General features: G+C 64.3%; 13 protein-coding genes and 1 pseudogene. All 14 read left to right on the top strand.

Annotated elements, in window-relative coordinates:
- The first annotated feature begins 84 nt into the window (after positions 1-84).
- The 14 genes and pseudogenes from NTD80_RS24115 (at position 85) to NTD80_RS24050 (ending at position 12869) form a co-directional block, all read left to right on the top strand.
- The gene (locus NTD80_RS24115) at positions 85-846 is read left to right on the top strand and encodes a hypothetical protein (RefSeq protein ID WP_410017434.1); all 762 of its coding nucleotides are present in this window, start codon (positions 85-87) and stop codon (positions 844-846) included.
- A gap of 69 nt (positions 847-915) precedes the next feature.
- Positions 916-1335 (top strand): annotated as a pseudogene (locus NTD80_RS24110) (DUF1214 domain-containing protein); the annotation flags it as partial.
- 13 nt (positions 1336-1348) lie between these two features.
- On the top strand, positions 1349-2749 hold the full coding sequence (locus tag NTD80_RS24105; RefSeq protein ID WP_262135274.1) for a DUF1254 domain-containing protein: 1401 nt from the start codon (positions 1349-1351) through the stop codon (positions 2747-2749).
- A gap of 74 nt (positions 2750-2823) precedes the next feature.
- A complete protein-coding gene (locus tag NTD80_RS24100; protein WP_262135273.1) occupies positions 2824-3729 on the top strand; it encodes a transporter in 906 nt (301 codons plus the stop codon).
- Positions 3726-4760, top strand: a complete 1035-nt coding sequence (locus tag NTD80_RS24095; protein ID WP_262135272.1) for a transporter — start codon at positions 3726-3728, stop codon at positions 4758-4760. Before NTD80_RS24100 ends, NTD80_RS24095 begins: the two co-directional genes overlap by 4 nt.
- 12 nt (positions 4761-4772) lie before the next feature.
- Positions 4773-5522, top strand: a complete 750-nt coding sequence (locus NTD80_RS24090; protein WP_262135271.1) for a DUF2092 domain-containing protein — start codon at positions 4773-4775, stop codon at positions 5520-5522.
- Positions 5519-6028: a hypothetical protein gene (locus tag NTD80_RS24085; protein ID WP_262135270.1), complete on the top strand. Its 510-nt coding sequence runs from the start codon at positions 5519-5521 to the stop codon at positions 6026-6028. Before NTD80_RS24090 ends, NTD80_RS24085 begins: the two co-directional genes overlap by 4 nt.
- A gap of 24 nt (positions 6029-6052) precedes the next feature.
- Positions 6053-7027 (top strand): AAA family ATPase, encoded by a 975-nt coding sequence (locus NTD80_RS24080; RefSeq protein WP_262135269.1) that lies wholly within the window; start codon positions 6053-6055, stop codon positions 7025-7027.
- Positions 7024-7947, top strand: coding sequence for a DUF58 domain-containing protein (locus NTD80_RS24075; protein WP_262135268.1), 924 nt, complete (start codon positions 7024-7026; stop codon positions 7945-7947). Before NTD80_RS24080 ends, NTD80_RS24075 begins: the two co-directional genes overlap by 4 nt.
- On the top strand, positions 7944-8399 hold the full coding sequence (locus NTD80_RS24070; protein ID WP_262135267.1) for a DUF4381 domain-containing protein: 456 nt from the start codon (positions 7944-7946) through the stop codon (positions 8397-8399). Before NTD80_RS24075 ends, NTD80_RS24070 begins: the two co-directional genes overlap by 4 nt.
- On the top strand, positions 8386-9372 hold the full coding sequence (locus NTD80_RS24065; protein WP_262135266.1) for a vWA domain-containing protein: 987 nt from the start codon (positions 8386-8388) through the stop codon (positions 9370-9372). Before NTD80_RS24070 ends, NTD80_RS24065 begins: the two co-directional genes overlap by 14 nt.
- A complete protein-coding gene (locus tag NTD80_RS24060) occupies positions 9359-10825 on the top strand; it encodes a vWA domain-containing protein (RefSeq protein WP_262135265.1) in 1467 nt (488 codons plus the stop codon). The genes NTD80_RS24065 and NTD80_RS24060 overlap by 14 nt, the downstream gene beginning before the upstream one ends.
- Positions 10822-11871: a hypothetical protein gene (locus NTD80_RS24055; protein WP_262135264.1), complete on the top strand. Its 1050-nt coding sequence runs from the start codon at positions 10822-10824 to the stop codon at positions 11869-11871. Before NTD80_RS24060 ends, NTD80_RS24055 begins: the two co-directional genes overlap by 4 nt.
- On the top strand, positions 11868-12869 hold the full coding sequence (locus NTD80_RS24050) for an HAD family hydrolase (RefSeq protein WP_262135262.1): 1002 nt from the start codon (positions 11868-11870) through the stop codon (positions 12867-12869). Before NTD80_RS24055 ends, NTD80_RS24050 begins: the two co-directional genes overlap by 4 nt.
- Positions 12870-12892: the final 23 nt, after the last annotated feature.

Raw genomic sequence — 12892 nt, 5'->3', positions numbered from 1 at the left:
AGCCCGAGCACGTAGATGGTGTCGGGCAAGTCGCCATGGAATTGGGGAATTGTCATGTCCAGATCACCGCTTGTTCCGGCATTGATGCTGGCCGCGTTCACCATGCCGACGTTTTCTGCACACGCCGATAACGCCGATACCGCCAACAAGAGTAACAACCCGCTCAACCTGGCACCGGGCGCCAACTTGCAGGACTACTACACGCCCAGGTTGTATGACAGCAACGCGCACACCAATGACCTGTTGCTGCGCGGTACATTGCCGATTGCACCGTCGGACTTCATCGGCGTGCCGCAGCTGTTGCGTGCCACGCTGCCGATCAGCACCCGCCCGGATCCGCACAGTGGCTACAGCACCGACATCGGCGACCTCAACCTGTTCGATATTTTCCTGCTCAAGACCGACGGCGTGCAGCTGGGCATCGGCCCGCAGATCACCGCACCCACCGCCGAGCATGATGAGCTGGGCACCGGCAAGTGGCAGGCGGGCCTGGCGGCCATCGCCATCGACTCTTCGCCACGCGGCCTGCTCGGTGCGCTGGTGCAGTACCAGAGTTCATTCGCCGGCGACCATGATCGCCCCCACGTGGAAAGCGCCACGTTCCAGCCCTTCATCATCCATAACCTCCCCAAGGGCTGGTACCTGCGCTCCACCGGCACCTGGACCTTCGACCTGAAAAACGACACTCACTACATCCCCATCGGCCTGGGCGCGGGCAAGGCCTGGAAAGCCGGCAGCAACATCTTCAACGCTTTTATCGAGCCGCAGTGGACCGTAGCCCGCAAAGGCGATGGCTTGCCGCAGTTCACCCTGTTTGCCGGGATCAACGTGACGTTTGGAAAGTAAGGACACGCCATGAACGCTCTGCTTCGCAATGCCGGTTTCAGCCTGCTGGCCCTGTCGGCCGGTTGCAGTGCCGGCACCCAGCCACGCGGCATGGTGTCCAAGACCCCGGGCCTGGGCCAGACCTACCTCGGCGCCTACACCGATAAAGACGGCCAATGGCTCGACGGCGGCAAACACTACACGCTGCATGTGGGCGCCAATCCACCCGCCAGGCAATTCTGGTCACTGACGGTCTACGACATCGACAGCCGCTGCCTGATCGACAACCCACAACGCAAGGCCGACCTGTCTTCACGCCAGGATTTAAAGAAAAACCCCGATGGATCGATCGATCTTTACTTCGGACCGCACGCGCCAAAAGACTTCGAGAGCAACTGGGTGCAAACTCTCCCCGGCAAACATTGGTTCAGCTATTTCCGACTGTACGCGCCGACCGAGGCCTACTTCGATAAAAGCTGGAAACTCGACGACATCACCCCAGTTCCCTAAGAGACGCAACAACATGATCAGAAAACCGACGCGCCTGCTGTTGGCGAGCCTCTCGATACTCATGAGTACCGGCGCCTGGGCCGATTTCACCGCGACGCCCAGCGAAGCCCGGGCCATTGCCAAGGAAGCCTACTTGTATGGCTACCCGGTGGTGGAAATGTACAAGACGCTCTACACCCAAGCCGTCGACAAGGGCGGTGCCAACTTCAAGGCACCGTTCAACCACATCGGCAACACCGCCCAGGTCTTCACGCCCAAGGACAGCGCTTTCGTCACCCCGAACTCGGACACGCCCTACTCCTTTGTCTGGCTGGACCTGCGCAGCGAGCCGCAAGTGCTGACCCTGCCCAAGATCGAAGACAACCGTTATTACTCGGTGCAGTTGATCGACCTCTACACGCAGAACTTCGCCTACCTGGGCACGCGCAGCACCGGCAATAACGGCGGCCACTACATGATCGCCGGCCCCGACTGGAAAGGTCAGCAGCCGGTCGACATCGACCGCGTGGTCTACAGCGAAAGCAACATCGCCTACGCCCTGTATCGCACGCAACTGTTTGACGAGAAGGACCTGAACAAGGTCAAGCAGATCCAGAATGGCTACAAGGTGCAGCCGCTGAGCAGCTACGTGAAGCAAGCGGCGCCGGCCAAGGCACCGAAGATCGAATGGCCCAAGCCCATGGCGACCATGACCGAAGGCCCGCAGCTGTTTCGCTACCTGAACTTCATGCTGGCCTTCGCCGCCCCCCAGGACAGTGAAAAAGACCTGCTGGCGCGCTTTGCCAAGATCGGTATCGCCCCCGGCGCGCCGTTCAAGGTCAAGGACCTGACGGCTGAACAGCGCAAGTCCCTGGAAGAAGGGATTGCCGACGCCCGCGCCGAATTCGCCGCCTTCAAGAAAGACAAAATCGACACCCACCAGGTCAGCAGCGGTGAGCTGTTCGGCAGCCGCGATCACCTGCAGAACAACTACCTGTACCGCTACGCCGGTGCGGACATGGGGATTTTCGGCAATTCCACCGATGAGGCCGCCTACCTGGGTTACTTCGTCGACAGCGAGGGCAAGCCGGCCAACGGCGCACGCCACAGCTACACTGTGCATTTCTCCAAGGACCAGCTGCCACCGGCCGACGCGTTCTGGTCGCTGACCATGTACGACGGCAAGACCAAGCTGCTGGTGCCCAACCACAAGAAACGCTACCTGATCAATTCGCGCATGCTGCCCAACCTCAAGCTGGACGCCGATGGCGGCCTGACCCTGGCGTTGCAGCATCACGAACCACCGAAGGCCGAGCAGAGCAACTGGCTGCCGGCCCCACCCGGTCCGTTTTACGCGGTACTGCGGATTTACCTGCCCAAGCCTGAGGTGGGTAATGGTCAATGGAAACTGCCGCCCTTGACCCCGTTGAAGTAACACTGCCTGCCCGGTCGCAATAGGGGTAGACCGGGCATGTAGCCCCAGATATCAGGCCGACAAGGAGTAGCGCCATGATTTCACGTGCCCGACTGAGTGTGTTCTGTGCATCGACATTGGCCCTGGTGCCAGGCATGGGATTTGCCGACAACGCCAGGGACTGGCAGAACACGCCCACCGACTTGAACATGGTGTTCGGCTATTACAACCGAGTCGACACCAACACCCCCATCGACACCACGCTGCCGATCACCGGCCTGTCGTTGAATGCCGACCTCTACTTGTTCCGCTACGCGCGCTCGTTCGGCATTGACGGGCGCAACAGCGCCATTCAGTTCATCCAGCCGTATGCGGATGTCTCGGCGTCGTTCGACAATGCGCGCTTCTTCGACGGCACCAAGCACAACGGCGGCATGGGCGACGCCCAGATCGTGTTTGCGCACAACATCTTCGGTGGCCCGGCGCTGACCGCCGAAGAGTTTGCCAGCTGGAAACCCGAGACCTTCCTGACCGGCGCGCTGTGGATCACCGCGCCCACCGGCGACTACGACAAAGACCGCATCATCAACATCGGTTCCAACCGCTGGGTATTCAAGCCGGAACTCGGCTTCGGCACCCCCATCGGCCCGACCTGGCTGGAAATCAACACCTGGGTCTCGCTGTTTGGCGATAACAAGGATTACCACGGCGACAGCAAGCTCGAGCAAAAGCCGCTGTACGCCATCGAAGGCCATTACAGCTACACCTTCAACCGTGCGTTATGGGCCTCGCTGGACGCCACCTACAGCCGGGGTGGCGAAAGCCGCATCGACGGCGACTGGCAGGACAACAAACAGGAAAACGCCCTGCTCGGTGCCAGCCTGGGCTTCATGCTCTCGCCACAGTTCGGCGGCTTGCTGGCCTACTCCGACACCGTGTCCGAGCGCCGTGGCTCGCCGGACGTGAACACCTGGACCTTCCGCCTGCAGTACGTCTGGTGAGAACGTTACGCGACGCCTCACTGTGGTTCGGCCTGCTCGGCAGTTTCAACCTGTCGGCCGCCAACCTGCCCGACCTCGGCAGCAGCACGCCTGCGCCCAAGGCCGACGCCGAGACGTGCCATCGCCTGCAGCAGGATTTCGATATCGACCTCAAGCAGGTGGTCAAGGCCGGCTGCGAGCCGTCCTCGGAACAGATTGCCAAGCTGATGGACAACCCGGTGGGCAACCTGGTGCTGCTCTTCAACCAGTACGACTACAGCGCGCTCAAGGGCCCGCGTAGCAACGGCACGCGTTACTTGGGCAAATACAGTTTCATGCCGACCTTTCCGATTTCGCTGGGTGACGACTGGAACCTGATCAACCGCCTGCCGGTGAGCTACGTCAGCGCCCCGGTGAACTCAAAGGCGGGCGACCTGATCGGCATGAGCCCCTATGGCGTGCTGACTGACCGCGACTTTCCGGCGGTGGTCAACGATCCGTTCGACCGCACCTCGGGCTTTGGCGACCTGGCCTACGTCGGCGTGTTCTCGCCCAAGCAGCCGGTGCGCTTTGCCAATGGCGGCAAGATGGTCTGGGGGTTCGGCCCCACGGCGATGTTCCCTACCGCCGAAAAGGACGTGCTGGGCACCGGCAAGTACTCCCTCGGCCCGGCGTTCGTGGCGGCTTATCTGGGCGAAGACTGGACCCTCGGCGTCTTCCCCCAGCACTGGTGGTCGGTGGGCGGCGACGCGCGGCGCAAGGATGTCAGCCTGACCAATATCCAGTACTTCATTCAGCGCGCCATCCCGGGTCCCGGCCAGTGGCGCGTGGGCATGACGCCGAACATCACCGTCAACTGGAAGGCCGAGGGTGGCAACAAGGTCAACTTCCCGATCGGCATCGGTGCCGGGCGCATCGTCAATTTCGGCAAGTTGCCGGTACGCATCTCCGGCGAAGTGCAGTACTCGGTGATTCACGCCGACGACCTGATCAGCAGTCGCTGGAATTTCCGCGTGTCGTTCATCCCGGTAATTCCCACTTTCATGCTTTGAACGAGGTGCGCCATGTCCCGTTTTCATCGCACACGCGTGGTCTTGATCTGCTTGCTGCTGGCCGCCAACGGCGCCTCGGCCGACGAGCTGGAGCCCAAGGCCCTCAGCGCCCTGGAGCAGATGGGCGGCTACTTGCGCAGCCTGCAGCAATTTCGCATCGAGGCTGACAGCCGTACCGACCAGGTGCTGGAAAATGGCCAGGTCATCGAGTTTCGCCATCACACCCGCCTGCTCGCCAAGCGGCCGGACAAGCTGCAGGTGACCGTCGAGAGCGACGGCAAGCGCCGCAGCCTGTTCTACAACGGCCGGCGTTTTACCCTGTTCGATAGCCGCAGCGGTTACTTCGCCAGCCAGGACGCCCCGGCAGACATCAGCGGTTTGCTCGACCAGTTGAGCGAGCGCTATGGCATCGAGTTGCCGCTGGCCGACCTGTTTCGCTGGAACCCCGGCACCGCCAAGGCCGTGGGCCTGCGCAGCGCACTGTTAATCGGGCAGGACAGCCTGGACGGCAAGGCCTGTGACCACTATGCCTTTCGCCAACCGGATATCGACTGGCAACTGTGGGTGCGCCAGGGGCCGCAACCGCTGCCGTGTCGCCTGGTGATCAGCCGCCGCGACAGCGCCGAACAGCCGCGCCACAGCGTCGACTATCAATGGCAGCTCAGCCCTGCGCTGGCGGCCAGGGATTTTGAATTCATCGCGCCGGCGGGTGCGCGTGCAGTCCCGCTGCAACAGTTGGAGCCGCAGGGAGAACAGCCATGAAGACCACGGCGGCGGTACTCACGGCCAGCCTGGTGTTGACGCTGTTCGACCCGCTGGTGGCCCAGGCCTGGCAATTGCGCGGTGGCGGTGGCGCTCGCACATTTGTGGTGCCGCATCCCGGCGGCGGTGGCTACCGGCCGCCGCCACCGCATCCGATGCCAACGCCACGGCCGATGCCGCAGCATCCGCAACCCCATCCGAATCCAGGGCCGCAACCTCATCCGGGGCCTGGGCCTGGGCCGCATCCCTATCCGATGCCGCCCCCGCCCCCTCCGCCACCACCGCCGCACCCGGATGACTGGTATCACCCCTGGGCGGCTGCAGCCGTGGTCGGCGCCACCACCGCGACCATCCTGGCGATCGGCACCCAGGTCAGCAGCGTGCCGCCGGATTGTGTCTCGGTGGTCGCCAACGGCGTGGCCTACCAGCATTGCGGGCCAACCTGGTACCAGCCGCGATACGTCGGCAGTTCCGTGCAATACATCGTGGTCGCCGCTCCCTGGTGACCCACCGTTTCAAGGATGATTGGCATGACAGCGCTCGATGATGTGAAAGCCTTGCAAGCCAGCATGGCGCAAAGTGTGCTTGGCCAGGACCAGGTGATCCGCCAGATCCTGCTGGGCCTGTTGGCCAACGGGCACCTGTTGCTCGAAAGCCTGCCGGGACTGGCCAAGACCCGCACGGTCAAGGCGCTGGCGCGGCACCTGGACGCGAAAATGAGCCGTATCCAGTTCACCCCTGACCTGCTGCCCTCGGACATCACCGGCGCCGAGGTGCTGCACCAGGTCGACGGCCAGAACCAGATCCGCTTCCAGCCCGGCCCCTTGTTCGGCAATTTGATCCTTGCCGACGAGATCAACCGCGCCCCGGCCAAGGTCCAGGCGGCGCTGCTGGAGGCCATGGAAGAACGGCAAATCACCGTGGCCGGCGCCAGTCATGGGTTGCCGCAGCTGTTTATCGTGATCGCCACGCAAAACCCTATCGAGCAGGAAGGCACCTACCCGTTGCCGGAGGCGCAGATGGACCGTTTTGTGATGAAGGTGCTGCTGGACTACCCCAGTGCCGAGAATGAAACCCAGGTTTTGCGCCTGCTGCGTGAGGAAGAACAGGCGGCCAACACCCAGGCCGTGCAGGGCTTTACCTTGGCCCAGGAGGTGATCTTCGCCGCCCGCCACGCCGTCAGCGCGGTGCAGGTGTCCCCCGCTATCGATCGCTACCTGATCGACCTGATCAACGCCACCCGCCATCCCGCCGACTACGATGCCGACCTGGCACGCTGGATCAGCCTCGGCGCCAGCCCGCGCGGTGGCATCGGCCTGGACCGCTGCGCACGGGCCGACGCCTGGTTGCAGGGCCAGGCCTTTGTCACCCCGGCGAATGTGCAGGCGGTGGCGCACCCGGTGCTGCGGCATCGCCTGCAACTGAGCTACGACGCCGTGGCCGATGGCGTCAGCGCCGATCAGGTACTCGACCGCCTGCTGAGCAAAGTGGCGATTCCGGCATGAACGCCGACGGTTTCGTCTACGTCAGCCTGGCGCAACTGATGGCCTTGCAATTCCAGGCGCGCGACCTGAGTTTCGTTGCGCGCCAGCCCCAGGGCAGTATTCTGGCCGGCAACCATGCCTCACGCCTGCGCGGGCGCGGCTTGAATTTCGACGAGTTGCGCCGCTACCAGCCGGGTGACGATTTGCGCCACCTGGACTGGCGCGCGTCCCTGCGCACCGGCAAACCGGTGGTGCGCACCTTCACCGAAGAGCGCGACCGCCCGGCGCTGATCGTGGTGGACCAGCGCATGTCGATGTTTTTCGGTTCGGTGCGCAGCTTCAAGTCGGCGGTCGCCGCCGAGCTGGGCGCGCTGGCGGCGTGGACGGTGTTCAACGCCGGGGACCGGGTCGGCGGCCTGGTGTTCAACGATGCACGCATCGACAGTGTCGCGCCGTTGCGCAGCCGCAAGCGTGTGGAGGCGCTGTGCAGCCGTATCGCCGAGCAGAATCGCGAGTTGAAGGCGAGCAACGTCGATGGCGACGGCGACAGCCAGTTGGACAAGGTCCTGCAACACTGCCTGGCGGTGGCCGGCCACGACCACTTGATCTGCCTGGTCAGTGATTTCGCCGGTGCCGGACCGCGCACTTTGCAACTGCTGCAGCAACTGTCGGCGCATAACGATGTGGTGGCGCTGCAGGTCTACGACCCGCTGGCGCTCAACGTGCCCAGCCGGGGGCAATTGCTCGTGACCCAGGGCCAGTTGCAGGTGACGCTGGAGGTGAGCAAGCGCCAGGTGCGCCAACCCTTGGGCGATTTTCTCGGCGGGCGTTTGCAGGCGGTCGCGAGTCTGTTGCGCCGCAGCCAGGTGCCCTTGCTGATGATCAGCACGGCCCTGCCCGCCGTCGACCAATTGCGCAGCGAACTGGGGAGACGCCGGTGAGCACGCCGGTGCCGAGCATCGAGCAACTCCAGGAGTTGGGCTTGCCCGCGCCGGTCAGCTATTGGCCGCAGACCTGGGGCTGGGGCGTGCTGCTGGGCGTGGCCGTGCTGGGCGTGCTGATACTGGCCGCGCGCAGGTGGCTGCGTTGGCGGCGTGATGCGTACCGGCGCGAAGCTCTGGCACGCTTGAATGCCCTGCAGGATATGCGCGAGCTGCCCGAACTGCTCAAGCGTGTCGCGCTGTCGATGCCCCTGGCCGCCGAGGAGCGCCAGCGCGTGCCGACCTTGAGCGGCGCCGACTGGCAAGCCTTCCTGCAGCGCCACGCCGGCGCGCCCGTGCCCGCTGACCTAAGCCAGCGCCTGGGTGCACTGGCCTACGGCACGGCGTCGGCGGACGCGCACTTGCTGGCCCAGTGCAAAGCCTGGGTGGAGCATCACCATGTGGCAGCTTGATTACCCCTGGCTGTTGCTGTTGCTGCCATTGCCATGGCTGGCCTACCGCTATTTGCCGCACTACCGTGAAGCCCGCAGCGCCGTGCGCGTGCCGTTTTTCAGTGGCATGACCGAGGCCGTCGGCGCCGTACCGTCAAAAAGCGGCGCGCGGCACAATCGCGCCCAACTGCTGCTGAACCTGCTGGTCTGGGCCTTGCTGATCGTGGCTATCGCCCGCCCGGTGTGGGTGGAAAAACCCATCGAACGCCAGCAACCGGTGCGCGACCTGATGCTCGCCATCGATATTTCCCAGTCCATGGAAACCCAGGATTTCAACGACGCCAACGGGCACAAGATCGACCGCCTGGCCGCCGTCAAACAGGTGGTGCATGGCTTTATCCAGCAACGCAAGGATGACCGAATCGGCCTGATCCTGTTCGGCAGCGGCGCGTATCCCCAGGCGCCATTGACCCTCGATCACACCAGCTTGTCGCTGCTGCTGGACGACAGCGGCATCGGCATGGCCGGGCCCAATACCGCCATCGGCGATGCCATCGGGCTGGGCCTGAAGCTGCTGGACCAGGCCCATGAGCCGCAGAAAGTGCTGATCCTGCTCACCGACGGCAACGACACCAGCAGCGCAATCCCACCCGACCACGCCGCCGAGATGGCCGCCGCCAAGGGCGTGATCATCCATACCATTGCGATTGGCGACCCGCAGGCCAGCGGCGAGGCCAAGGTCGACCTGAGCACACTGCAAGCGATTGCCTCGGCCACCGGCGGCCGCTATTTCCGCGCCGAGGACCGTGACAGCCTGGCCCAGGTCTACGCCACCCTGGATACGATCACCCCGCATCAGGTCAAGACGCTGAGCCACCAGCCCAAGCGCGATCTGTTCTGGTGGCCGTTGGCGGCGGCGCTGGCGATGTTGGCGGTGTATCACCTGATCGCCGCCGGCTGGCCGCACCGGAGGGCCGCAGATGAATCTCGCTGACTTCCATTTCCTGCGCCCCGCCTGGCTGCTGCTGGCGCTTGTCGGCGTGTTGCTGCCGTTGATCTGGCGGCGCAGCCGCGACTTGCAGCGGCGCCTGCGCGCAAATATCGCGCCCCATCTGTTGCCGCACTTACTGCTGACGCCTACCGATCGCCATCGCCTGCGCCCGGTGCACGTGCTCAGCGCCCTGCTGATGCTCGGCGCGATCGCCGCTGCCGGGCCGACCTGGGAACAGGATCGCCCGGACTTCCTGGAAAACCGCGCACCGCTGATTATCGCCGTCGACCTGTCGTCCTCGATGGACACCGCCGATGTGCCGCCTACACGTCTGCGCGCCGCCCAGCACACGCTGCACGACCTGGTGCAGCGGCGCAAAGGCGCACGCACTGCGCTGCTGGTGTACGCCGGCAGCGCCCACCTGGTACTGCCACCCACCGATGACCCGGCATTGCTCGACACGTTCATCCAGGCGTTGGCCACCGACTTGATCAGCCAGCCCGGCAAGAATGTGGCCGCCGTGATCGACCAGGCCAAGCGCTTGCTCGACAACGCCCCCGGCACCCTGCTGCTGGTCACCGACGGCGCCGACACCGCGCAATTGCCGAGCCTCAAGCAGCATCTGGCCGACAGCCCGCTGCAAGTGCTGGTGCTGGCCCTGGGTAGCAGCCCCACGCTCAAGGCATTGGCCTCGGCCACCGACGCGCCGCTGGGCAGCCTTACGCTGAATGACGATGACCTCGACTGGATCGAACTGCACGCCCAGGCGCACTTCCAGAGCGCCGACGAGCAGCAGCGCCTGCTGCAATGGAAAGACGCCGGCTACTGGCTGTGCTGGCCGCTGTTGCTGTTGGCGCTGTTCAGCGTGCGGCGGGGCTGGAGCCTGAACTGGACAGCCGTGTTGCTGTTGGGCGTGTTGCTGCAGCCGACCCAGGCCGAGGCCAATCCGTTCCTCACGCCGGACCAGCAAGGCCGCTGGGCCTTCGAGCACCACCACTACCCCGAGGCGGCGGCGCTGTTTGTCGACCCGTACTGGAAAGGTATCGCCGCCTACAACGCCGCCGACTACGACTTGGCCCAGGCCACCTTCGCGACCCTCGACACCGCGCCGGCCGCCTTCTATCTGGGCAATATCCACGTGCGCCGCTTCAAGTTCGATGACGCCATCGTCGCCTATCAACACGCGTTGCAGTTGCAGCCGGTGTTTCCCGAGGCCAGCGCCAACCTCGCGCTGGCCATCGCGCTGAAAAAAGACACCGAGAGCGCTGCGAATAATGCGCCCGAGGTCAAGCCCGACGAGGTCAAGTTCGACAAGGCACCCGGCAAAGGCCAGAGCAAGACGATCCAGACCGAGCAAGCCCGTGACGATGCGTTGTGGCTGCAGAACCTGACCACCTCGCCGGCCACCTTCTTGCGGCGCAAATTCAGCCTGCAGGATCAGGAGACGCAGCCATGAAGGGTTATTGCGCCGTGCTGCTGTTGCTTGCGGGACCGTTATGGGCGGCCGAGCCGCAACTGCGGGTGCAAGCCCAGTTGATACCGGGCGCGTCCGTAGTGGTGGGCGAGCAATTGCAAGTCCAGGTCGACGTGCTGACCGACACCTGGTTCACTGCCGCCGCGACGTTGCCACCGCTCAAACTCGACGGCGCACGCGTGCAAGCGCCCGGCGGCGAGGCCGAGCACACCACTCAGGTGATCGACGGCAAGACTTTCTACGGCATGCGCTACGCCTACCGCATCACCCCGAGCGTGGCGCAACGTTTCACGGTGCCCGCGTTGACCGTCAGCGCCCAACCCGGCCAGGCCAGCGCGCCCCTGAGTGCGCAGAGTGCACCGCTGACGTTCGAGGCCACCCAGCCTCCAGGCTTTGCCCCCGGCGAACCCGTGCTGGTCGCCAGCGGCCTGCGCCTGAGCCAGACCCTGGCGGCCACCGACCTGCGCGTCGGCGACAGCCTCACGCGTACCCTGACCCTGCAAGCCGACGACACCCCCGCGCTGTCGCTCCCACCCCCCAGTGCCGCGGATGTCAGTGGCCTGCGTCTGTACCCGCAAGCGCCGATCATCAGCAATCTGGATGACGGTCGGGGTGCTATTACCGGCGGCCAGCGTATCGACCGGCTGGTGTACCGCGTGCAACAGGGCGGTCATTTCAGCCTGCCAGCGATCAGCGTGAAATGGTGGGACAGCCGTCACCATCGTCTGCAACTCGCGCAGCTTCCGGCGCTGACCTTCGACGCCCAGGCGGCGAGCGCCTACACGCCGACGTTTTCCGTCGCCGAGGACCTCAAGGCCCTCGGGCAGCACAGCCGCTGGCAGCTGTCGCGGCAGTGGATGGTGTGGATCGCCGCCGGTGTGCTGTTGGTGCTGGCCGGCTACCTGCTACATGGCCTCTGGCCACGTGTTCCACCGCTGTGGCGAACGCTGTGCGCGACATTGCGTTGGGTGTGTCGTCGACTACGCTTGCTTGCACTGAACCCTCGTCACGAAAAGGACTTCCCATGACGTCGCTGCGTTCTGCCCTGCCCCTGCTGCTCCTGCTGAGCCTGCCCGCCCTCGCTGCCGACCCGTTGCCCTCCTGGAACGAAGGCCCGAGCAAGCAACAGATCATCGAGTTCGTCCAGGCCGTGACGGTCGAAGGCTCCAAGGACTATGTGAAACCCGCCGAACGCATCGCCGTGTTCGACAACGACGGCACCCTGTGGACCGAACAGCCGGCGTACTTCGAAGTGCTGTTTGCCTTCGATGAAGTCAAGCGCCTGGCGCCGCAGCATCCGGATTGGAAAACCACCCAGCCGTTCAAGGCCGTGCTTGAGAACGATCACCAGGCCCTGGCCCAGAGCGGCATGGACGGCCTGCTGAAAATCATCGGTGCCACCCACACCGGGGTCAGCACCGAGGCCTTTATCGCCAATGCCCGGAATTGGTTGAAGCAGGCCCGTCACCCCAAGACCGGCAAGCCGTTCGACCAGATGATCTACCAGCCGATGCTGGAAATGCTCGACTACCTGCGCAGCCAGCAGTTCAAGACCTACATCGTCTCCGGCGGTGACACCGCGTTCATGCGCGCCTTCGCCGAAGAGGTGTATGGCGTGCCGCCGGAACAGGTGATCGGCTCGAATTTTGTCACCCAGTTCCAGCTCAAGAACGGCCAGCCACAGGTCTTGCGCACGGCCAAGCTGGCGCATAACGACGACGGCCCGGGCAAGCCGGAAAGCATCGACTCGATCATCGGCCGCCGGCCGATCCTGGCCTTCGGCAACTCCGACGGCGACCTGCAAATGCTGCAGTGGACCGCCGCAGGTTCGGGCAAGCGCTTTATGGGCCTGGTCCACCACACCGACGCCAAGCGCGAGTGGGCCTATGACCGCAATTCTCAGGTGGGTCGCCTCGACAAGGCCCTGGACCTGGCCAGGACACAGCACTGGACCGTGGTGGACATGGCGAGCGAATGGCGCCGCATCTACCCCTTCGAACCGGCTGTGCAAGTGAAGGTGCAATAAGCAAGACGTAGCGATGGACTGTA

This window comes from Pseudomonas sp. 13B_2.1_Bac1 (genome assembly GCF_025466155.1).
Classification (GTDB): Bacteria; Pseudomonadota; Gammaproteobacteria; order Pseudomonadales; family Pseudomonadaceae; genus Aquipseudomonas; species Aquipseudomonas aylmerensis.
This window is presented reverse-complemented; position numbering and strand designations above follow the sequence as displayed.